This is a genomic window from Proteus cibi, assembly GCF_003144405.1.
Classification (GTDB): domain Bacteria; phylum Pseudomonadota; class Gammaproteobacteria; order Enterobacterales; family Enterobacteriaceae; genus Proteus; species Proteus cibi.
Genome location: NZ_PENW01000015.1, coordinates 258,258 through 279,953, shown reverse-complemented (window position 1 = coordinate 279,953; position 21,696 = coordinate 258,258). Strand labels below are relative to the sequence as shown.

At 38.0% G+C, this 21,696-nt stretch carries 20 protein-coding genes; 12 read left to right on the top strand and 8 right to left on the bottom strand.

Going from position 1 to position 21,696, the window contains the following annotated elements:
• The first annotated feature begins 10 nt into the window (after window positions 1-10).
• A complete protein-coding gene (locus DK865_RS08985) occupies window positions 11-247 on the top strand; it encodes a DUF1161 domain-containing protein (protein WP_099075341.1) in 237 nt (78 codons plus the stop codon).
• Window positions 248-525: 278 nt separating this feature from the next.
• Here DK865_RS08985 and bioD read toward each other — a convergent pair whose 3' ends face one another.
• From bioD to DK865_RS08970, 3 genes are all read right to left on the bottom strand, one after another.
• Window positions 526-1,197 carry a dethiobiotin synthase gene (gene bioD, locus DK865_RS08980; RefSeq protein WP_023582247.1) on the bottom strand — a complete coding sequence of 224 codons (672 nt, stop codon included), beginning with the start codon at window positions 1,195-1,197 and terminating at the stop codon, window positions 526-528.
• Window positions 1,198-1,393: 196 nt separating this feature from the next.
• A complete protein-coding gene (gene mlc, locus DK865_RS08975) occupies window positions 1,394-2,605 on the bottom strand; it encodes a sugar metabolism global transcriptional regulator Mlc (protein WP_023582248.1) in 1,212 nt (403 codons plus the stop codon).
• Between the two features lie 128 nt (window positions 2,606-2,733).
• Window positions 2,734-3,648, bottom strand: coding sequence for a LysR family transcriptional regulator (locus tag DK865_RS08970; RefSeq protein ID WP_023582249.1), 915 nt, complete (start codon window positions 3,646-3,648; stop codon window positions 2,734-2,736).
• A gap of 125 nt (window positions 3,649-3,773) precedes the next feature.
• On the opposite strand from DK865_RS08970, the gene DK865_RS08965 reads away from it, so the two are divergent.
• The 3 genes from DK865_RS08965 (at window position 3,774) to tus (ending at window position 6,472) form a co-directional block, all read left to right on the top strand.
• Window positions 3,774-5,057, top strand: coding sequence for an MFS transporter (locus tag DK865_RS08965; RefSeq protein WP_023582250.1), 1,284 nt, complete (start codon window positions 3,774-3,776; stop codon window positions 5,055-5,057).
• 110 nt (window positions 5,058-5,167) lie between these two features.
• Window positions 5,168-5,338 (top strand): hypothetical protein, encoded by a 171-nt coding sequence (locus DK865_RS18640; protein ID WP_162556615.1) that lies wholly within the window; start codon window positions 5,168-5,170, stop codon window positions 5,336-5,338.
• A 204-nt stretch (window positions 5,339-5,542) separates the two neighbouring features.
• Window positions 5,543-6,472: a DNA replication terminus site-binding protein gene (gene tus / locus DK865_RS08960; protein ID WP_109391700.1), complete on the top strand. Its 930-nt coding sequence runs from the start codon at window positions 5,543-5,545 to the stop codon at window positions 6,470-6,472.
• 17 nt (window positions 6,473-6,489) lie between these two features.
• On the opposite strand, the gene DK865_RS08955 is transcribed toward tus, so the two are convergent.
• Both DK865_RS08955 and fumC read right to left on the bottom strand, forming a co-directional pair.
• The gene (locus DK865_RS08955) at window positions 6,490-6,849 is read right to left on the bottom strand and encodes a hypothetical protein (protein WP_109391699.1); all 360 of its coding nucleotides are present in this window, start codon (window positions 6,847-6,849) and stop codon (window positions 6,490-6,492) included.
• Between the two features lie 76 nt (window positions 6,850-6,925).
• Window positions 6,926-8,323, bottom strand: a complete 1,398-nt coding sequence (fumC, locus tag DK865_RS08950; RefSeq protein WP_023582253.1) for a class II fumarate hydratase — start codon at window positions 8,321-8,323, stop codon at window positions 6,926-6,928.
• Window positions 8,324-8,902: 579 nt separating this feature from the next.
• Between fumC and DK865_RS08945 the strand changes: the two genes are divergently transcribed.
• Window positions 8,903-10,588, top strand: coding sequence for a YdgA family protein (locus DK865_RS08945; protein WP_023582254.1), 1,686 nt, complete (start codon window positions 8,903-8,905; stop codon window positions 10,586-10,588).
• A gap of 92 nt (window positions 10,589-10,680) precedes the next feature.
• Here DK865_RS08945 and DK865_RS08940 read toward each other — a convergent pair whose 3' ends face one another.
• On the bottom strand, window positions 10,681-11,649 hold the full coding sequence (locus DK865_RS08940; protein WP_109391698.1) for a vWA domain-containing protein: 969 nt from the start codon (window positions 11,647-11,649) through the stop codon (window positions 10,681-10,683).
• A 668-nt stretch (window positions 11,650-12,317) separates the two neighbouring features.
• Between DK865_RS08940 and add the strand changes: the two genes are divergently transcribed.
• Entirely contained in the window at window positions 12,318-13,319 is a 1,002-nt protein-coding gene (add, locus tag DK865_RS08935; RefSeq protein WP_109391697.1) for an adenosine deaminase, read from the top strand.
• Window positions 13,320-13,451: 132 nt separating this feature from the next.
• Window positions 13,452-13,895 carry a putative signal transducing protein gene (locus DK865_RS08930; protein ID WP_109391696.1) on the top strand — a complete coding sequence of 148 codons (444 nt, stop codon included), beginning with the start codon at window positions 13,452-13,454 and terminating at the stop codon, window positions 13,893-13,895.
• A gap of 84 nt (window positions 13,896-13,979) precedes the next feature.
• Here DK865_RS08930 and DK865_RS08925 read toward each other — a convergent pair whose 3' ends face one another.
• Together DK865_RS08925 and DK865_RS08920 are read right to left on the bottom strand one after the other, a co-directional pair.
• A complete protein-coding gene (locus DK865_RS08925; protein ID WP_109391695.1) occupies window positions 13,980-14,960 on the bottom strand; it encodes a bile acid:sodium symporter family protein in 981 nt (326 codons plus the stop codon).
• A gap of 22 nt (window positions 14,961-14,982) precedes the next feature.
• Window positions 14,983-16,026, bottom strand: coding sequence for an oxidoreductase (locus tag DK865_RS08920; protein ID WP_023582258.1), 1,044 nt, complete (start codon window positions 16,024-16,026; stop codon window positions 14,983-14,985).
• A 131-nt stretch (window positions 16,027-16,157) separates the two neighbouring features.
• Between DK865_RS08920 and DK865_RS08915 the strand changes: the two genes are divergently transcribed.
• The 5 genes from DK865_RS08915 to rsxD all read left to right on the top strand — a co-directional run bounded on the left by DK865_RS08915 (window position 16,158) and on the right by rsxD (window position 21,684).
• Entirely contained in the window at window positions 16,158-16,625 is a 468-nt protein-coding gene (locus DK865_RS08915; protein ID WP_023582259.1) for a DUF2569 domain-containing protein, read from the top strand.
• Between the two features lie 94 nt (window positions 16,626-16,719).
• Complete coding sequence (gene rsxA, locus DK865_RS08910; protein ID WP_006536930.1) at window positions 16,720-17,301, top strand: electron transport complex subunit RsxA; 582 nt, start codon at window positions 16,720-16,722, stop codon at window positions 17,299-17,301.
• Window positions 17,301-17,927: an electron transport complex subunit RsxB gene (gene rsxB / locus DK865_RS08905; RefSeq protein ID WP_006536931.1), complete on the top strand. Its 627-nt coding sequence runs from the start codon at window positions 17,301-17,303 to the stop codon at window positions 17,925-17,927. The genes rsxA and rsxB overlap by 1 nt, the downstream gene beginning before the upstream one ends.
• Window positions 17,920-20,601: an electron transport complex subunit RsxC gene (gene rsxC, locus DK865_RS08900; RefSeq protein WP_109391694.1), complete on the top strand. Its 2,682-nt coding sequence runs from the start codon at window positions 17,920-17,922 to the stop codon at window positions 20,599-20,601. Before rsxB ends, rsxC begins: the two co-directional genes overlap by 8 nt.
• A gap of 6 nt (window positions 20,602-20,607) precedes the next feature.
• Window positions 20,608-21,684: an electron transport complex subunit RsxD gene (gene rsxD, locus DK865_RS08895; RefSeq protein WP_023582262.1), complete on the top strand. Its 1,077-nt coding sequence runs from the start codon at window positions 20,608-20,610 to the stop codon at window positions 21,682-21,684.
• Window positions 21,685-21,696 lie beyond the last annotated feature (12 nt).

Genomic DNA, 21,696 nt, shown 5'->3' with positions numbered 1-21,696 from the left:
AGAGAATGAGATGAAAAAATATGTATTTGCAGTAATGGCAACACTGGTTGCATTTGCACCTTTAGCCGCGAATGCGGGTTGTGATGAAGTCGTTGAGTCTATTCAACAAAAAATCGTTAATAATGGTGTACCAGCAGCGAACTTTACTTTAACTGTCGTCGAAAACGACCAAGTTGCACAAACAGAAGGTAAAGTTGTTGGAACTTGCGAAAATGATAGCAAGAAAATCATCTATACTCGTCATTAATCTATAGTTGATAAAATCATGTGATTAAAAAAGGGCGCAACGTTAGCGCCCTTTTTCTTTTTCTGCGGTTTATCAATGACTACTCTTTTGATTTATCAGTATTTTATCTTCTTTAGCCTTAATTTTGTGTGCTGTTTTTATTATTAGTTATGCTTGAGACTAAATCAGAAAAAACAAAAACACCCAATGAATTGACTCATCAGGCGTTTAAAAGTAACAAGTTTGGTATCGTTTAAAAACAGATAGCAATCCACTTCGTTACTTGTTTATATTTCCTCTTAAGCAGGTACAGCGATTTCCAACTGACTTAAATCGAGGTAACAAGAGAGATCACGTTCTTCAGGACGTAACAAATAAGGGATTTCACCAATCAGCGGTGCAGGAATATGCTGAGACAGCCTTTCCACAATTTTCGCGTAATAAGGTAATCCTGGATTTATCCTGTTCGCAACCCAACCTACTAGTTTTACACCATCGTTGATAATAGATTGCGCTGTTAATATTGAGTGATTGACACAGCCTGGTTGAATACCAACAACCAAAACAACTGGGATTTGTTCTTTTACCACCCAATCAGAATAAAAGGTATTATCATCAAGTAGATAACGCCAACCTCCATTACCCTCGATAACAACACACTCTGCTTTTTTACTTAAATTATTGAGCTCATTTGAAATTTTATTAAAATCAATTTCATTTTCGCTAACATAACAATTATCAAGCAAAATAGGATTAATTTCGTCGTAGCGAACTTCAACTGGCGATGAATTATGAATAATCATAGCATCACGATTACGTTCACCATCAGCCGTTTCATGCAATTCTGTTGCAATAGGCTTATAACCCACTGCCGTTGACCCGCCACGATTTAATGACTGAAGAAGTGCTCGGGTTACAACAGTTTTACCCACGTTGGTATCTGTCCCCGTAACAAAAAAGCGTGTTAACATATAATTTACTTCCGTTATGACAGATAAATCAGGTTCATAAAAAATGACAGAGATTAGAGTTTAGGGTAACACTGTTTCGGGTGGCTTGAGATAGCTCAATTTTTTAGTTAATTGGTCAAAAATAGAGAATTCGTTAATGATCAATTGACGCATTTACGCATAAAAAACAATTTTATTACGTTTTATTTAGCTTAATTTAGCCTTGCATTAATTCAATTAACAAAGAACCGTTGTACAACGCTTCTTTTACTAAAGACGCAGCTGGCAATGTGCCTTTATTTCTTAACTCTGTTTCTTCAATAATGAGTGAATTCGCATAACGAGGCATGGCGTGATCTTGAATATGACTCAACATCAACGGAAAGAGCACTGATTTAGCGCGACACAACGGCGAACCAATTAATATTTTTTGCGGATTAAAGATATTAATCATAACCGCCAAAATAAAACCTAATCGCTGAGCAACTAAATTCACAATCTCAAGTGCTGTTTTATCACCCACCAATATCGCATCACACAATGTCTCCACGGTAATAGGATATTTGTTTAGCAATGAAGTGGGATCTTCTTGAGCTAATAATTGAGCTTTTTTAATTAATTGAGGGATCGCAATTTCTGTTTCTAAACACCCTGTTGCCCCACAATAACAGCGATTTTGAGAATCGATAACTTTAGTGTGTCCAATTTCAACAGCGCTATGACTGTTAGAATGCAATGTTTTTCCATTGCTTATCACGCCAGCACCAACAATATCATCAATAACAATTTGCAGAATATCTGATTTGTTTTTTGCCGCACCATATAAAGATTCAGCCATTGTCCATGCAGTTACACTATGTTGTAAAAATACAGAAACACCTGTTTTTTCATGGATACTATCGGCGAGTGGAATGTCTTTAATATCATAATAAGGTGAGCTATAAATAACGCCACTAATAGGATCAACAATAGCATTCATTGTAATGCTAATTGCCGTCAATCGTTCAACATGAGATTGATAACGCTCAAAAAATTTATCAATAGCAGCTAAAAAGTGATTAAGAAAATCATCACTGTATTCTTTGGGAAAATCAAAAGTATCCTCAGTAACCAGTTTGCTGTCTAACTCTCTTAAACTAAAAAGCAAACTACCTTTATTGACGCGAATACAGAGGAATTGCCAGCCTTGGCTTTCTAATTTTAGTCCGACAGCAGGTCTGCCACGAAATCCCACATCTGGGAACTCTGTTTCATGAATAAGATGTGCTTCAACTAATTCTCGCGTGATCTTAGTAATACTTGCTGGCGCAAGCTCTGCCTTTTTCGACAATGAAATACGAGAAATGGGACCATGTTCATCAATCAACCGAAAGACTGTACCAAGATTAAATTGTTTTACGTGATCGATGTGGCTAGGTTGGTTCCCCATTGAATGCATCCTTAATTAAAGAGCCATAATTAATTCGAGGCTCCAAATAATTCATTACCGATTATGTCGTCAGTTTGTGATAATTGTACAATACTTACATAAAAAGCGTGATCAAAAACACAGATAAATCAAGATTTTTGGTGATCTAAGATATTTTTCAACAGCAATTGCGTTAATCGATTCGCCGCTGCGGGAATAGCTCGTTTATTATGTGAAACTAACCAAACTTCAGAGAATGCCTGAGAATTTGCAAAATGTAGATAATGTACCCCATCAACTTTCATTCGTGTAAATGATTTTGTCACAATGGAAATACCAAGCCCAGCCGCAACTAACCCTAAAATCGTCATGGCTTCACCCGCTTCTTGTGCAATAGTTGGTGTAATTCCTGATAAGCTAAGCAGTTGAATAATCTCATCATAAAGTGCCGTACCGACATCCCTTTCAAAGAAAACAAAAGGATATTGCCCAATATCTTGAATATTGACCCCGGTTTCTTTATAAGCAAGCAGAGGATGCCCTTCATAAACCGCTAAAATAAAAGGTTCACGAAACAACAGCTGGTGGTGCAAATTGTCTGGTAATGTTGTATTTCGCATGATCCCAAGATCAATTCGTCCCGTCAGTAATGGGGATATCTGTTGTTTTGTATTCATTTGATGCATATGAATACCAACTTCTGGATAGTTTTCTCGAAACTGTCGCAAACTCAAGGTGACTAAATGCATAAAAGGCGTTGTTGAGGTAAACCCTATTGAAATTTCACCTAACTCACCTTTCTCCATTCTAGCCGCACGCGTTGCCGCTGCGTTGACCTGCGCCATAATTTGATACGACTCTTTTAAAAACATTTGTCCGGCAGGTGTTAACGACACAGAACGGTTTGTTCGCTCTAAGAGTCTAGCGCCTATTTCGTTTTCAAGTGCTTGTATTTGTTGGCTTAAAGGGGGCTGAGAAATATTCAATCTTTCTGCTGCTTTACCAAAATGAAGCTCTTCAGCAACAGCAATAAAATAACGCAAATGTCTAAGTTCAATATTCATATTTCTCTCATATCGTCATTAATACTTTAAAAGTCTTATTTCTAATGATTAATATATTAGACAAAAAAATCAAATATTTCTAACATTGACATAAATCAAATTTAAGTAATGGAAGTTTAATCAATATGGATACTCACGAAATAGACAGTAAACACATGAGCTTAGGCACTGATATTTCAGACAATACATCAAGTATAGAAAAGCCTGCTCATCGTCAATCTAACCCTAAACACTATATTCAACGTGATGATGCACTGTACATAAAAGTAACAGTGTCCTTTTTTATGGTTGGCTTAGCGACATTCGCCTTACTCTATTTTGTGCAACCCATATTGCCGGTGTTATCTAACGAATTTTCCGTTAGCCCTGCAACCAGTAGTTTAGCGCTTTCACTTTCGACCGCTTTAATGGCATGTGGATTATTAATCACAGGTCCTCTATCAGATGCCTTTGGTCGTAAAAATGTCATGGTTATCGCACTGTTTTGTGCCGCATTTTTTACATTATTAAGTGCAACCATGAATAGCTGGACAGGCATTTTAATTACGCGAGCTTTAGTTGGACTTTCATTAAGTGGCGTTGCAGCAGTGGCAATGACGTATTTAAGTGAAGAAATTCACCCCGCTTATCTCGCATTATCCATGGGGTTGTATATTAGCGGGAACTCTATTGGAGGGATGAGTGGGCGCGTTATTACAGGGGTATTAAGTGATTATTATTCTTGGCGTTTATCCGTTGTTATTCTAGGCATTTTTGCCCTTTTTGCCGCGATTACTTTCTGGAAGATATTACCCGCTTCACAGCACTTTAGACCGACAGCATTAAAACCTCGTAATCTTCTTATTACTACTAAATTGCATTTTAGAGATAAAGGACTGCCTTTGTTATTTATTGAAGGTGGCTTATTAATGGGCGGTTTTGTCACTTTATTTAACTATATTGGCTATCGTTTATTAGATGCACCCTATTCATTAAGTCAAACGACTGTAGGGCTGATTTCTATCGTCTATTTAAGTGGTACGTATAGCGCATCTAAAGCAGGCTTATTAACCACTAAATACGGTTTAGGCAAGGTCTTTATTGCTGGCATTTCAATGATGTTAATTGGCATATTGATTACCTTAATTGAATCACTGCCCATTATTTTTATTGGGATGCTTATCTTAACGACAGGTTTCTTTGCTGCTCATGCGGTCGCAAGTAGTTGGGTTGGGCGTCGCGCTAAGCGAGGAAGAGCCCAAGCCTCTTCACTTTATCTTTTTACTTACTATGCAGGTTCTAGCCTTGCTGGTACGGTGGGTGGATTATTCTGGGTGAGTTACGGTTGGCTTGGCGTAGGATTATTTATCGCCCTTTTAATGTTAACCGCTTTATTAATAGCATTACACTTAAACAAAGTTGCCCAGTAAATTTATTGATAATAAATAAAGTGCAAAAGCAGATTAACACCGTTTAATGTTGTCGATTTTGCACTCACTTCTTAAGGTATAAACCTATTCTTTAAGAAGGAACGACGATTATGCCTACCATAAAACTATCTATTACCCTGCTATTTCTCTTTTTCTCCTCTTTTGCGAGTGCATTTACAAAACAGTGTCCACCAACAAAACCAGATTGTGATGTTATTTATGACTCGTTAATACAGCCGAATGAAAAACAGACTGCCTTTGATTTAAAAACCATCAAATAATCTCCTTTTAAGAAAAATATCAAATAATCTCCTTTTAAGAAAAATATCATCAAAATATGCCCTTTTTTCGCTATACTGTATAAATAAACAGTATAGCGTATTTTTCGCATTTTACCCTATTAGACCCATGTACTTTCCACTGAAGTTAATGTATTGTTTTAAGTAAAGGCTAACTGTATGTTGTAACTAAATAAGGATATGAGTATGAACAAGTATGATTTAATCGCACAATTTAATGACTGCTTTAAACAGTTAGAAACAGAGATTGAAATGTTATCAACTTTGCTTAAAACGCTGACATTATTGCCTTCTGCTGTATTTGAATTACCCGATGTGAGTAAAGAAGAAGAACATGATGAGGTTGTTCGCGTTACAGTGTCACCTTGCTATAATGAAGAAGCCAGAGATCTCACTTTAAAACTAATAGCGAATCTTTTTATTTATGATAATGCTCCACATATCAGTAGTAAACGCGCTATTCGTTTACCCGGCGTACTCTGTTTTAGTACCGATAATCAAACATTTAAGTCTGTAAAAAAACAAATTGAGCAAATTAATTTATTAAAAAAACAGCTTTCCGATATTGTCACTAAAGAATCTGGTATATCAAAAGAAGAACGTTTTGATTTCGTTCATAACCAGCTGAAAGGCTTAATTACGCTTAATGCTTATCGTACCCTCACCCTATTATCTGATCCAGATACAGTGCGTTTTGGTTGGGCAAATAAGAATATTATTAAGAATTTAACGCGTGATGAGGTATTAACTCAATTAGAGAAAAGCCGTGCTGCCAATCGCGCAGTCCCCCCTTATACCAGTGAACAATGGGCTGAACGTCTGGACAAAGAGATCATCACGCTTTCTCAATTACCTGAAAATGCAAAATTAAAAATAAAGCGTCCGGTCAAAGTGCAACCTATTGCGCGTGTTTGGTATTCAGAACGACAAAAACAAGTGCAATATGCGTGTCCTTTGCCTTTATTCGCTTTCTATATTGATAAAGAGAGCGACTTTAAACCCGTTATTGGCGAACTTCCTGATTATGATGCGAATAACATTCAAATTCGCCATCGCCCTAAAGCTAAAAAGCTGCAATTAATTATTCCAAGAATGCATTTGTATCTTGAAAAATAGCAGATCAAAATAATGGCTTATTTTTCAATAAGTTTAATTGAGCTTCCTTGAAGAATTTGCTGAAGATAATCATTAAGCTGAACAAAGTGAGTGTCTTCAATATCTAAGCAAATTGTTATCACCACATTGTTTTTTAATACAAGGGTAATATTTTTTCGATCTAGGATGATTTTTTCAACCGTATTAATGGCTTCAATATCAGATAAATGAGTCATTAAACCAATAGAATTATCTATATCTTCATCTTCTTCATCAAATCTTGAAAGAATAATGAAATGATCTGGAGAAACAGCATCATCCCCAATTCCGATAATGGTGACATCATCTTCGACATAACAATTAACTTCGGTTGCAGTAAACGTAATATCTTCAGTCATTATTTTTCCTATAAGATCTAAAAATCCCGCCATTAATAGCGGGATTTAATATCGGCTAAATAAGTGTATTTAACACTTATTTTTTCATGCTACCAACCATATCTTCTGGACGTACCCAGCTATCGAATTCTTCCGATGTCAGGTAGTTCAGTTTCAGTGCAGATTCTTTTAACGTTAAGCCTTCTTTATGCGCTTTCTTCGCAATTTCAGCGGCTTTATCGTAACCGATATGAGTGTTTAACGCAGTAACTAGCATTAATGATTCATGCAGTAGTTTATTGATACGTTCACGGTTTGGTTCAATACCAATTGCACAGTGCTCATTGAAACTACGCATACCATCAGCCAGTAAACGGACTGATTGTAAGAAGTTATCAATGATCATTGGACGATAAACGTTCAGTTCAAAGTTACCTGATGCGCCACCAATATTGATTGCAACATCATTACCCATGACTTGAGCACATAGCATTGTTAATGCTTCACATTGTGTTGGGTTAACTTTACCTGGCATGATTGAACTACCTGGTTCGTTTTCTGGGATAGCGATTTCGCCAATACCACAACGAGGACCAGAAGCTAACCAACGTACGTCATTAGCAATCTTCATTAATGATGCAGCTAAACCTTTTAACGCACCATGCGCATGAACTAATGCATCACAAGTTGCTAATGCTTCAAATTTATTAGGAGCCGTGACAAAAGGCTGACCTGATAATTCAGCGATACGCTTAGCAACACGCACAGCATATTCTGGATGGGTATTTAATCCTGTACCCACTGCTGTACCGCCGAGTGCTAATTCACAAACATGAGGAACGGAGTCATCGATATGTTTGATGCTGTGCTCAAGCATAGCAGCCCAACCGGAGATCTCTTGACCTAATGTCAGTGGTGTCGCATCTTGCAGGTGAGTACGACCAATTTTAACGATATCATGGAAAGCTTCTGCTTTCTCTTTGAATACTTTCAGCAGTGATTTTAATTCTGGCAATAAATCCTGACGTAATGCAATAACAGCAGCGACATGCATGGCCGTTGGGAACACATCATTTGAACTCTGACTTTTGTTAACATCATCGTTCGGATGAATTTTGCGTTCCATGCCACGAATACCACCAAGTATCTCACTACCGCGGTTAGCTAACACTTCATTCATATTCATATTTGATTGAGTGCCAGAACCGGTCTGCCAGATTGCTAATGGGAATTCAGTTGGGTGTTTACCTGCGAGCACTTCATCTGCGGCTGCGATAATTGCATCTGCGCGCTCTTTGGGTAATAAACCTAAATCCATGTTAACACCAGCGGCGGCTTTCTTCGTGATAGCAAGCGCATGGATAAGTGCAACCGGCATTTTTTCAACTGAAATACGGAAGTGTTCAAGAGAACGCTGCGTTTGAGCTCCCCATAACTGGTCAGCGGGTACTTCGATTTGCCCCATTGAGTCTTTTTCAATGCGAGTGGCTGCCATTTCAATCTCCTTAAGTACACAGAATAATTGATTAATTCCGAATCACTTTTTAGTAAATAACTCGGATACCAATATCATGCCATAAACAGAATAATAAATATGAGAGCTAAAGCGAGCTTATGAAATTTATAACAGAATGAAATCTGTTGATTTTTTTAGAAAATAGGGTTAGCAATTTTATTTTATTCCTAATGTTATTTTTTAAGCATTCATATTTATATCCATACATATTATGAGCCTTTATTATTCATCATAAATAGAATTACATCACAATTAAATATTGTCTAAATCTAAAAAGGAGTAAGAAAAAAGCATTTTTATCCACTCTCAAATTATCTTATAAATCATATTCATTTTGCTTTAAACTCATTATGTTAGCGATTAACTAAGTAAGTTCTGATTGCGATTTTATTCCACTAAATCTATATTTACGGTTAATATAGATGGCGATGTATATATGTGGATTGTCTATATTTAAACTTAGTAAAATTTATCACCAATTTATCGGGTTGTTTAAGGGTTACAAAACAGCCTTTATAACGTACATCGCCAGATGTACACAGAGGATGGACTAGAATTATGAAGAAATCGCTTGTCGCTGTTGGTGTTATCGTCGCACTCGGTGTTGTTTGGACTGGTGCGTCATGGTACATGGGCAGCAAAATTGAAAGTCGCTTACAGGAAGAAACGAAACTAGCTAATGAACAATTGGCGCAACTTGCTAAAAAAGCACAGTTTGGTGCTGATGTTAAACTTGAAATTCGTGACTATAAGAAAGGGGTTTTCACCTCTAATGCAGACTTTGTTGTCGTGATTTCACCAGATGCTAGTGATGCAGACCAAGAAAAAAAAGTAGAAGAAGTTATCTTCTCTACTGATATTGACCACGGTCCATTCCCTCTTTCTGATCTGGCTAAATTTAATTTGGCGCCAAAATTAGCAGCAATGGATAACACGCTAGTTGATAACAACTCAACAAAAGAGTTATTCAAGCTGACTAAAGAAAAATCGATTCTGAATGGTCACACTTCTTTAGCTTTCGATGGTTCAGTATCCGGTACTGCGACACTAAGCTCTATCGATTTTGCTGAAAATGGTGGCACAGTTAAAACGACACCTATCACTGTTGAGTTCTCATCAGACAAAGATGCAACAAACTTTGCGACCAAAATTAAAGGTGACCAAGTTGTTGTGACTAAAGATGATGAAGAAACCTTCACAATTAAAAACATCTCTGGTGCGATTGTTGGAACGAAAGTAAATGATGATCAGTACTTATTTAATGAACAATTATTAAATTTTGCTGAAATTGCGCATACCAGCAAAGACAAAGCATCTGATTTCTCACTAAAAGATTTTTCTCTGACAACAAAAAGTGATATCAAAGATAAGCTCTTTAATATCTCTCAAACTTATTACTTTAAGTCACTGAATGTTGCTGGGCTAGAATTTGGTGCAGGTAAATTTGGCTATTCAATTGATAAAGCTGATCCAGATGCAATGTTGTTATTAACTAAAGTTTATAACAACTCATTGTTACCGTGGAATAAAAATCATTTCGACAATTCTGAAATCGTTGAACAAGCTGTTCGTGATGTTCTGGAAAAAGGCTTAGTTTTCCGTATTGATGAAGCCTCTTTAACAAACAAAAGCGGTGCAAGTAAGCTAGCCTTTAACTTAGATCTAAATGCATTTAACGTTAAGGTATTAGAAAGCCAAGAGAAATCACCAGCAGAGTTATTTAACTATCTGTTTAAAAATATCGATTTTAATATTGATTTATCTCTTCCAATGTTAGCTGAATTCCGTAACACCACTCAATATCTTGATGCGGCTCGTTACCAAGAAACAGCATTAACAGATGAAGAGAAAAAAGAGATTGAAACAGCAACAGCGGCTGATATTGAACAGTTAAAAACTGAGTTACAGCAAAATATCAACCAAATTTCTCAAGACGAGAAAGATGCATTACCTCTGATGTTACTTGCTCAGGATGGTAAAGCATTAAGCATGAAACTGAACTATGCTGCAGATAAATTCACCATGAATGGTAAAACTTATACTTTTGATGAGTTTATGGAAGTCACCCAAGCTCCTCAAATGTTAGGTTTAGCTGCAATGTTATTCGGTATGGGTGCATCATCTTATGATTACGATGACTCTGATTATTCAGAAGAAGGTTATCAAGAAGAAATGACAGAAGATCCAGCCATTATCGAAGAACAAGACATTTTAATTCCTGAGCAACCAGCACAAGCTCAATAATTGACTTTTTGTTAGAACCGTCAGTTGTTAAAACAATAAATACCCCATTTGTGAATAACATAATGGGGTATTTTTTTAGCATCGTGTTTTCATTAACAATCGCGATCTTTAGCTGGAATATGGTGATGACTCCATTCATCTTTACAACAAGAATCAATAACCTTATTAATAATTCCCGCAAGAGTATTTACAGTGGAAATAATAGAAGTGAGTTGTGTGCAGACCTGATTACAGTTAGATGTTTTTTCATCCGGTTTAGGAATATCCGGTAACGTCAAGCTATCACAGAGTATTTCTTGTAATACTAATGAGAATTGCGCAATACCTGTAGTATAGATATATGAGCGCCCTCCTGTCTCTCTTGCTAAACGTTCATATTCTCTTGTAATACTATCTCTATCAGCAATACTTGGGAAACGATCTAAATTCGTTATTTTATTATCAGGTGTTCCTTGATAGGTATACACTTTAACTTTTTTGTTCTGAGCTACAGAGATAGCTTCATCATTTTTTCTAACTGCATCATTTGTAAGAACACCACCGCCCCCTTCCATCCCTTCATCACCCAACACAAAAATAGCGCGGCGGGCACCGTCACGCCAATCAAAATACTTACTTAAATCAATTACTGCACGACATAAATCCTCTTTATTGCCTGCATGATCACGCCCATCAGCTTCTTTAAATGGTTTTCTTGCCTGTAACCGACTTTCAGGAACCCCTAGCGCTTTTAAATAGTCACTGGCTGATTGATCAAATTTAGTATCATCCCATGTACCTTCTATACCTAAAAAGGTCACTCTCAGTTTTGATGGACATTGTTCAAGTGCAGTTTGTATTGCACCATCCACTTCTTTGCTTAAATCTGACGACTCATCAGACATAGAACCACTGGTATCAATCACGACAACTAAATCTAACGCAATCACACCATCACCAGTAACGACTTGTGATCCATAAGTAAGATTATTTGCAGATGAAGGTGGAAGTAATTTGGACATTAATTGGTGTTGTACATTATTATTTTTCTTTTCAAAACGAAAATCAGAATTCTCATTCATACTTATATGCCTTAATTTAAAATAATTAGGTTTCTATTAAAAATCATTGTGTAAATAATGATATTCAGTTAAATATATCTATTTGATAGCAACCCATTATGCCGTTACTTTCCTATTCTTGCTCTCTTATTTAATAAAAGAGATATTTTATTTTTTAGCTCTATTTTATTTCCATAAATAAATTAAAATAAAAAGACTCTTTATTAATTTTATAAAAATATTCTTTTTATTCTTTATCCAAACACTTTAAGCCACGATAAAAAAGCATCTATTAAGTAACCATCATAACAAAATGATATTCCGTTGTTTTTTTCAATCATATTATCGTCTTAAACCTATCAAAGTAACTGATAAGATATTTCAATTATCATGATAAGTCTTTTCAAACCTAATTTTTAATGTGTCAGTTTACTTGATAATACACATCAATTAGATTGAATATTGTAGCTAATAAATAAACACTTATTTTTTCTATTTTTTATTTTTTAACTTAACGGCGAGAAAAAACGGCATTTTTAGTTTTAAAAATAACCAATTTAAGTTTATTTATTAGTGAATAAAATAAAAATCAGTCATAATAACCTGCAACTCATTTATATTTACCCGATTATAAGAAAATCACTATAAACGATAGATTTTCATTATTTCTATTAAAAGGAAAATAACACGTGATTGACACACAGTTGCCTTTAACCGATTTACATCGCCATTTAGATGGTAATATCCGTCCTCAAACGATTTTAGAGTTAGCAAAGCAACATAATATTGCGCTTCCCGCTTACGAATTAGAGGCATTGCGCCCTCATGTACAAATTACAAAAAATGAGCCAAGTCTTGTTAGCTTTTTACAAAAATTAGATTGGGGTGTGGCGGTTTTAGCCGATTTAGACGCCTGTCATCGTGTTGCTTATGAAAACGTAGTGGATGTGGTTAATGCAGGTATCGATTACGCTGAACTGCGATTCTCTCCTTACTATATGGCAATGAAACATCAATTACCGGTTGAAGGTGTCGTGGAAGCCATTGTTGATGGTGTACAAAGCGCATTGCAATCACACGATGTAGACATTCGTTTAATCGGTATTTTAAGCCGTACCTTTGGTGAAAACGCCTGCCAACAAGAACTAGATGGCTTACTAAAACATCAAGATAAAATTACAGCACTTGATTTAGCCGGTGATGAATTAGGTTTCCCTGGTCATTTATTCCAACCTCATTTTAATCGTGCTCGTGATACTGGCTGGAATATTACAGTTCATGCTGGTGAAGCGGCGGGTGCAGAGAGTATTTGGCATGCCATTAAAGAATTAGGTGCAAGTCGTATTGGTCATGGTGTTAAAGCGATTGAAGATCCACGTTTAATGGATTACCTTGCCGAGCATCAAATTGGTATTGAGTCTTGCTTAACATCAAATATTCAGACCAGTACGATCAATTCGTTAGCAGAGCATCCTTTAAAAACATTTTTAGAGCATGGCATTATTGCTTCTCTTAATACTGATGATCCAGCAGTTGAAGGGATTGAGCTAAAACACGAATATACTGTTGCAGCACCTGCTGCTGGATTAACACCAGTGCAAATCCGCCAAACACAAATTAATGGCTTAAAAATGGCATTTATTAGCCAAGCCGAACGTGATGCATTAATGAAGAAAGTAAGCTCACGTTAATATCGAATCGCTTATTGATTAAAACCATCTGTTTATCAGGTGGTTTTTTATTTATTAAAAATGGATGGAATTCTTAATGACTCTTAGACTAGAATTCATTTTCAAGGGGTTATTTATCATTAAGGAAAAGTTATGTGGAATATTCACCCGACAAGAGGTCAATATAAATTATTAGCACAATATCTATCACCGCTTGACGCTTCTATTGAAGCAGGTTTACTTCAATCAGAAGGTATTGATGCGATCCTGTTAGATGAAAATATTGTTTGGAATAATCAAGTGTACGCCCAAGCGATTGGGGGCGTAAAACTACTCGTTAACAATAAAGAATTTGAGCAAGCACAGACAATACTTAATGAGCTTTATCAAGGTAAATATACTATTAACGACCAGTTAGAACCCATCAATTGTAATTTAAAAATTGATGTAAAAAACAATAAATCCGACTATTTAAACATGGGATTTGTTTTCTTGATTTATCTTGTATTCGGCTTACCACTCCCTTTTAAATCTCAATCCCCTTCATTGACTGATGATAAAGAAAATAGTGAAAATCATGATCAACATAGCAAATAAAAAGGCACCGATATACATTAAATCGGTGCCTTTTTTCCATTAATTTAATTATTAATATTATTGATTATCCACCAGCGTAATACATTATTTCTTTTCCGCTTGATTAGCATAGCGCTGTGCTAGCACCGCACAAACCATTAATTGGATCTGATGGAATATCATTAACGGTAATAACATTACCCCCACCGTCGCAGCAGGAAATAACACATTCGCCATAGGTACACCATTTGCTAAACTCTTTTTAGAACCACAAAAAACAATGGTGATTTCATCTTCTTTATTAAAACCAAGCCATCTTGCACTGTAGACGTTCACAACAATAACAATCGCTAACAGAATACAACTCACTACGGCAATCGTTAATAACGACCAACCGTCAATTTTATGCCAGATCCCTTCGACAACCGCCTCACTAAATGCCACATAAACCACCAGCAAAATAGAAGAACGATCCGTTCTATTAACTAATTTTTTATGCTTATCAACCCAACGACCAATTAAAGGTCGTGATAAGTGACCAATAATAAAAGGTACCATCAGTTGCAGTAAGATTGATTGGATCGCCCCTGCCGTATCAAAATCATCCGCAGAGCCTTGCGTTTGCATTAAAAAACCGACTAATACCGGTGAAAGAAAAACACCAAGAATACTGGATGCAGATGCACTACAAATAGCCGCAGCGACATTTCCTCCAGCCACAGAAGTAAAAGCAATAGCAGATTGAACCGTCGCAGGTAACGCACAAAGATATAAAAAACCCATATAGACAGTCGGTGACATCCATTCAGGCACTATAACTTGTAATCCGAGCCCTAAAATAGGGAAAAGAATAAAGGTACTGGCAAATACAGTAAGGTGTAAACGCCAATGCCCAAGTCCTGCCAGTATCGCCTCTCTAGAGAGCTTTGCACCATGTAAGAAGAATAGCAGTGCTATCGCGCCAGTCGTAAGATATTGAAACAGGACTTTAATATCGCCTTGTGCGGGAAGTAGCGTTGCGAGTGTCACCACACCAATCATAATCATGAGAAAAGGATCAAGTTTTAGTTTTTGCCACCAAGACATTAGATTTAGCGCTCCCTTTTGCTTATAACGTAATAGTTTGTTTTAAACGATTAGATATTTCGCCCGCTTCAATCAAACGCATAATGGCTGTTGCTTGTATTGGCGTAACAGGGTTTTCTTCCCCCAAAGTAATTGCACGATAAATTTGTTGATAGTAAGCAGGATAATCACCAGAAAGTGTAGTGAGTGTGGTTGTCTCTAACTCACCGGACTCTGACAGTATTGTTAATTCACCATCATTATTGTCCATTCCCCAATTATAAGTTTGATTAGGGAGATAACCGGCTTTTAAGGCATCTTCTTGGGTATCTAACCCATACTTAACATAGCTTCCTTTTGTCCCATGAATAGCAAAGATGGGCGTCGGAGATGCAACTAACATCGAAGCGTGAAGGACAACTCTAAGATTGTCATATTCTAGTAATGCATGAAAGTAATCAGCATTTTTTGCATTAGGGCGTAATTGCGCAATATCAGCAGTAATCGCTTTAGGTTCACCAAAGAGGCAAATCGCTTGGTCAAGCACATGAGGAGCGAGATCGTACCAAAGCCCGCCACCAATTCCCGCATCTTCTCGCCAACGTTGACGAACAGTTGGACGAAAACGATCAAAATGCGCTTCATAGGCACTGATATCACCCAGTGTTTTATCAGCTAAAAGCTTTTTGACGGTTAAGAAACCCGAATCCCAACGGCGATTATGAAAGACGGAAAGAAGTTTACCGGCATCTGTTGCTTGCTGAGTCAATTTTTCAGCCTCTTCCAGTGTCAGTGTAAACGGTTTATCAACAATAACATGTTTACCTTTTTCCAGAGCCTGTGAAGCCAGTGAATAGTGAGTATTATTCGGTGTTGGAATAATGATTAAGTCTATTGAGGGATCATTGATAAGTGTTTGAGGGTCTGCATAAACCGTAATATGGGGAAAATCTTGTTTCACTTTATTTTCATCAGAGCTTGAAATTGCACTAAGATTTAAGCCTTCGGTTGTTGTTATTAGCGGAGCATGAAAGGTTTTACTTGCATAGCCATACCCGATAATTCCAACATTGAGTTTAATTGCCATAACCCTATCCTATTTTTATCTGTTTTTTTATTAACAAAAATCACTTTCACTTTTGTAGATAAATAAATAATAACAAAGTTTGTGATAATATCCCGTTTAGTTCTATACATACGAGTAGGAATAATTAATTAATGAAATTTGATCTCAAAGCAAACACACAAAATAGCCTTTCAGGAAAAGCGCCTATTACCGGGTGGTTGCTTGCGCCATTGGCTTATATGATCTTGTCAGTTATTGGTTCTGGATTGATGTCTGTTCTCTATGTTATTAAATATTTTTCAGATTTTTCGATCCTCCACCAGCTTCCTTTTCATTTGATATCAAGTTGGTATCTTTCCGCGTTAACAACATGGGTAATGTTTAGCTTTACGCTTTATCTACTAAGACAATTTTTTTATCGTGCTAAAAACTTTCCACGCCTGTTTATTTTTTGGTTGCTGATCAACTTACTATTAGCCATTAAGAGCTTTGGCTTTGCACCTGTTGACGACCAAACCGCATTACAATCCCTTTTATGGTCTGTTTTCTCGACTGTCTGCTTTGTGCCTTATATTAAGTACTCTAAACGTGTCCGTGAAACTTTCACACAAGTTCGATAACTTCACGTCTTTACCCTTGATATTATAGACACTTGTTTAGCCTCTTTATTTCAGGAGGCTTTTTGTTTCTCTGTTTAACAATTTTGGCATAACAATGACTGATTACTTGCTTCTATTCGTCGGCACCGTATTGGTGAATAACTTTGTACTCGTCAAATTCCTTGGTTTATGCCCATTTATGGGTGTATCAAAAAAATTAGAAACTGCGATTGGCATGGGATTTGCGACCACCTTTGTTATGACTCTTGCCTCGATTAGTTCTTGGCTGATGGATAATTTTATTTTAGTTCCTTTGGACTTACTTTATTTACGCACACTGAGCTTTATTTTAGTTATTGCAGTAGTTGTACAATTCACTGAAATGGTCGTAAGAAAAACAAGCCCAACACTCTATCGTTTATTAGGGATCTTCTTACCTTTAATTACCACAAACTGTGCCGTATTAGGTGTGGCATTATTAAATATCAATCAAGCCCACACGTTTATGCAATCTGCCGTTTATGGTTTTGGTGCCGCCGTCGGTTTCTCTCTTGTAATGGTATTATTTGCTGCTATTCGAGAACGCTTAGCCGTCGCCAATGTACCTGCACCCTTTAAAGGTGCTTCAATTGGTTTAATTACTGCAGGTTTAATGTCTCTCGCCTTTATGGGTTTTAGTGGTTTGGTGAAACTGTAATGAATTCTTTATGGATAGCAATTGGCGTACTCGGTGCGCTAGGTCTTATCTTTGGGCTAATTTTGGGATATTCCGCGCGTCGTTTTAAAGTGGAAGAAGATCCTATTGTCGAAAAAATTGACGCGATATTACCGCAAAGCCAATGCGGGCAATGTGGTCATCCTGGGTGTCGTCCTTATGCAGATGCTGTCGCAAACAATGGTGAGATGATTAACCGTTGTGCACCGGGTGGCGAACAAGTGATGTTAAAAATAGCTGAATTGATGGGGGTTGATCCTCAACCTCTTGATGGTGACGAAGAAGCGTTAAATCCAATTAGAAAAGTCGCCTTAATTGATGAAGATAATTGCATAGGATGCACTAAGTGTATTCAAGCATGCCCAGTTGATGCCATTGTGGGTGCAACTCGTGCTATGCACACCGTTATTGAAGACTTATGTACCGGATGTGACTTATGTGTTCCGCCTTGCCCTACTGATTGTATAACTTTAGTCCCTGTCAAAGTCACAACCTCAAACTGGAAATGGGATTTAAATACAATCCCTGTAAAGAACATTCCAGCAGAGCCAGAAGAAACCCCGGAAGATGAACCGTCATTGAAGACGGAGGATAACGCTCATGTTTAATCTCTTTTCGTTATTTAAAAAAGATAAAATCTGGGATTTTAAAGGTGGTATTCATCCTCCTGAAATGAAATTACAGTCAAGTCGTACTCCTATGCGTATAGCGCAATTACCTGATGAAGTCATTATTCCTATTCATCAGCACTTAGGTGTACCGGGTCAACTTTGTGTCAACGTAGGTGAGTATGTATTAAAAGGTCAACCTTTAACAAAAGGGATTGGCAGAACATTACCTGTACATGCCTCTATCTCTGGTACAGTGACAGCAATAGAACCTTTTCCAAGTACTCACCCTTCAGGATTACCTGAAATTGCAGTAAGAATTCAATCTGACGGTAAAGATGAGTGGCGTGAGCAATTCCCTCTTGTGGATTATCAATCACACAGTAAAGAGGTTTTACTCACTCGTATCCATGAAGCAGGTATTGCGGGATTAGGTGGAGCTGGATTTCCAACAGCCACAAAATTAAAAGGGGGTGGCGATCTTGTTAAAACACTCATCATCAATGCCGCTGAATGTGAACCTTATATCACAGCAGACGATCGTTTAATGCAAGAGCATGCCGATGAAGTGATTGCAGGATGTCAGGTCTTAATTCACCTTCTCTCTCCGGATGAAGTGCTAATTGGTATTGAAGATAATAAGCCTGAAGCCATCGAGTCATTAAAACACGCTTTAAATGCCGTTCCTGATGAAAAACGTATTTTCATTCGTGTTATTCCAACAAAATACCCATCAGGCGGTGCTAAACAACTCACTAAGATCTTAACAGGTAAAGAAGTGCCATCAGGCGGTCGTTCATCTGATATTGGCGTTTTGATGCAAAACGTCGGTACTGTTGTTGCCATCAAACGCGCCATTATTGATGATGAGCCATTAATTGAACGGGTTGTCACCGTCACAGGTAATGGCGCTAAAACACCCGGTAACTTTTGGGTGCGTTTAGGTACACCTATTTACTCATTACTAAAACAAGCGGGTTTTGTTGCAGGCTCCGAACAAATGGTGATTATGGGTGGACCATTAATGGGCTTTACCTTACCAGACTTAAATGCCCCTGTTGTTAAGATAACGAACTGCTTACTTATCCCTTCAGCTGAAGAGATGGATACAGATAACCTGGAAGAAGCCTGTATCCGTTGTGGTCATTGTGTTGATGCTTGCCCTAGTGGTTTATTACCTCAACAACTTTACTGGTTTAGTAAAGGTAAAGAGCATGAGAAAGCACAACAACATAATTTATTTGATTGTATCGAATGCGGTGCTTGTGCATTTGTTTGCCCAAGTAATATTCCGCTCGTTCAATACTATCGCCAAGAAAAAGCAGAAATACGTGAAATTGATGCGGAAGCAAAACGCGCAGCGGAAGCCAAAGCGCGTTTTGAAGCTAAGAAAATACGTATGGAGCGTGAAAAACTTGAGCGTGAAGCAAGACATCAACGCGCTGCGGTTAAACTTGATAGTGAAGATCACAGTGAAGTTCAATCAGCACTTTCACGTGTAAAAGCCAAACAAAGTATCGGCAAAATTATTTCCGTTAAAGCGGGAGAAGCGCCTGATAATGCTGCTGCTATTGCTGCTCGTAAAAAACGTAAAGAAGAAGTCAGGGCAAAACAAGCCGCTAAATTAGCGCAGCAAAAAGCACTAGAAGCCTCAAATGAAAATATCGCGAATGAGAACGAAGATGCTGATCCCCGTAAAGCTGCTGTTGCGGCTGCATTAGCTCGAGTTAAAGCGAAAAAAGCTCAACAAGCTCAACAAGCTCAAGCAGAAACAACAACGGATAATGCACCGACGCAAAATGCGGAAGCGGAAGATGTCGATCCCCGTAAAGCTGCCGTTGCGGCTGCATTAGCTCGAGTTAAAGCGAAAAAAGCTCAGCAAGCTCAAGCAGAAACAACAACGGATGATGCACCAACGCAAAATGCGGAAGCAGAAGACGTCGATCCCCGTAAAGCTGCTGTTGCGGCTGCCATTGCCAGAGTAAAAGCGAAAAAAGCTCAGCAAGCTCAGCAAGCTCAAGCAGAAACAACAACGGATGATGCGCCAACGCAAAATGTGGAAGCGGAAGATGTCGATCCCCGTAAAGCTGCCGTTGCGGCTGCCATTGCCAGAGTAAAAGCAAAAAAAGAGGCTCAGCAAGCTCAAGCAGAAACAACAACGGATGATGCGCCAACGCAAAATGTGGAAGCGGAAGATGTCGATCCCCGTAAAGCTGCCGTTGCGGCTGCCATTGCCAGAGTAAAAGCAAAAAAAGAGGCTCAGCAAGCTCAAGCAGAAACAACAACGGATGATGCGCCAACGCAAAATGTGGAAGCGGAAGACGTCGATCCACGTAAAGCTGCCGTTGCGGCTGCCATTGCCAGAGTAAAAGCAAAAAAAGAGGCTCAGCAAGCTCAAGCAGAAACAACAACGGATGATGCGCCAACGCAAAATGTGGAAGCGGAAGACGTCGATCCACGTAAAGCTGCCGTTGCGGCTGCCATTGCCAGAGTAAAAGCAAAAAAAGCTCAGCAAGCTCAAGCAGAAACAACAGCGGATGATGCACCGACGCAAAATGTGGAAGCGGAAGACGTCGATCCACGTAAAGCTGCTGTTGCGGCTGCCATTGCTAGAGTAAAAGCAAAAAAAGAAGCCGAACAACGTCGAGCTAAAGAAGAAGTTACCTTGGATTAATCACAGATGAAATTCAGACCGATACAAAATAACAATAGTAAATTAAAAATTGCGAGTTCACCTTTTACGCATAATCAACAATCCACCAGCCAAGTCATGCTATGGGTAACATTAGCAGCACTTCCGGGGATTTTAAGCCAAATCTATTTCTTTGGCTTGGGCACTATTTACCAAATTGTGTTAGCTATTATCGTGGCGCTTGTCACTGAAACACTCTGCGTAAAGCTCAAAAAAGAAGATCCCTTACTTTATCTGAAAGACAATTCAGCGCTACTGACTGGTGTATTGCTCGCCATTAGTATTCCACCGTTAGCGCCGTGGTGGATCATTGTATTAGGGACTTTTGTTGCCATTGTTATCGCCAAACATATTTATGGTGGCTTAGGACAAAATCCATTTAACCCGGCTATGGTAGGTTATGTGGTTTTACTGATCTCCTTCCCAGTACAAATGACATCTTGGATGCCCCCTGTTGAACTACAAGCTGTCTCTTACAATGTCATGGATAGTTTAAGTATCTTCTTTACTGGACAAACGCCATCAGGTTTAACACTTGAAGATTTAAGACGCTCAGTTGATGGCATTACACAAGCCACACCTCTTGATAGTTTTAAAACGGGTTTACTCACTCATTCTATTGATGAAGTCTTAGCGACACCTATCTTACAAGGTGAATTTGCGGGTATTGGCTGGCAATGGGTAAATGTGGCTTATTTAGTTGGTGGATTAATCCTGCTTTATAAACGCATTATTAGCTGGCATATCCCTGTTGCGATGATTTCTGTATTAGCACTATGTTCGGTTATTAGTTGGGGTATTGATCCTACTCGTTACTCACAACCGCTATTACAGATTTTCTCTGGAGCCACTATGTTAGGCGCATTTTTTATTGCTACTGATCCCGTTAGTGCCTCAACAACGCCTAAAGGTCGTTTAATTTATGCGGGGATGATTGGTTTATTAGTTTGGATTATACGTGTTTATGGCGGATATCCAGATGCCGTCGCTTTCTCTGTATTACTTGCTAATATCGCTGTACCTCTTATTGATAGCTATACACGCCCTCGTGTTTACGGGCATTAATGCTAAGGAGAA

Coding starts and splice junctions, on each gene's coding strand:
- DK865_RS08985 (WP_099075341.1), top strand. CDS start 11: ATGAAAAAATATGTATTTGCAGTAATGGCAACACTGGTTGCATTTGCA.
- bioD (WP_023582247.1), bottom strand. CDS start 1,197: ATGTTAACACGCTTTTTTGTTACGGGGACAGATACCAACGTGGGTAAA.
- mlc (WP_023582248.1), bottom strand. CDS start 2,605: ATGGGGAACCAACCTAGCCACATCGATCACGTAAAACAATTTAATCTT.
- DK865_RS08970 (WP_023582249.1), bottom strand. CDS start 3,648: ATGAATATTGAACTTAGACATTTGCGTTATTTTATTGCTGTTGCTGAA.
- DK865_RS08965 (WP_023582250.1), top strand. CDS start 3,774: ATGGATACTCACGAAATAGACAGTAAACACATGAGCTTAGGCACTGAT.
- DK865_RS18640 (WP_162556615.1), top strand. CDS start 5,168: ATGCCTACCATAAAACTATCTATTACCCTGCTATTTCTCTTTTTCTCC.
- tus (WP_109391700.1), top strand. CDS start 5,543: ATGAACAAGTATGATTTAATCGCACAATTTAATGACTGCTTTAAACAG.
- DK865_RS08955 (WP_109391699.1), bottom strand. CDS start 6,849: ATGACTGAAGATATTACGTTTACTGCAACCGAAGTTAATTGTTATGTC.
- fumC (WP_023582253.1), bottom strand. CDS start 8,323: ATGGCAGCCACTCGCATTGAAAAAGACTCAATGGGGCAAATCGAAGTA.
- DK865_RS08945 (WP_023582254.1), top strand. CDS start 8,903: ATGAAGAAATCGCTTGTCGCTGTTGGTGTTATCGTCGCACTCGGTGTT.
- DK865_RS08940 (WP_109391698.1), bottom strand. CDS start 11,649: ATGAATGAGAATTCTGATTTTCGTTTTGAAAAGAAAAATAATAATGTA.
- DK865_RS08930 (WP_109391696.1), top strand. CDS start 13,452: ATGTGGAATATTCACCCGACAAGAGGTCAATATAAATTATTAGCACAA.
- DK865_RS08925 (WP_109391695.1), bottom strand. CDS start 14,960: ATGTCTTGGTGGCAAAAACTAAAACTTGATCCTTTTCTCATGATTATG.
- DK865_RS08920 (WP_023582258.1), bottom strand. CDS start 16,026: ATGGCAATTAAACTCAATGTTGGAATTATCGGGTATGGCTATGCAAGT.
- DK865_RS08915 (WP_023582259.1), top strand. CDS start 16,158: ATGAAATTTGATCTCAAAGCAAACACACAAAATAGCCTTTCAGGAAAA.
- rsxA (WP_006536930.1), top strand. CDS start 16,720: ATGACTGATTACTTGCTTCTATTCGTCGGCACCGTATTGGTGAATAAC.
- rsxB (WP_006536931.1), top strand. CDS start 17,301: ATGAATTCTTTATGGATAGCAATTGGCGTACTCGGTGCGCTAGGTCTT.
- rsxC (WP_109391694.1), top strand. CDS start 17,920: ATGTTTAATCTCTTTTCGTTATTTAAAAAAGATAAAATCTGGGATTTT.
- rsxD (WP_023582262.1), top strand. CDS start 20,608: ATGAAATTCAGACCGATACAAAATAACAATAGTAAATTAAAAATTGCG.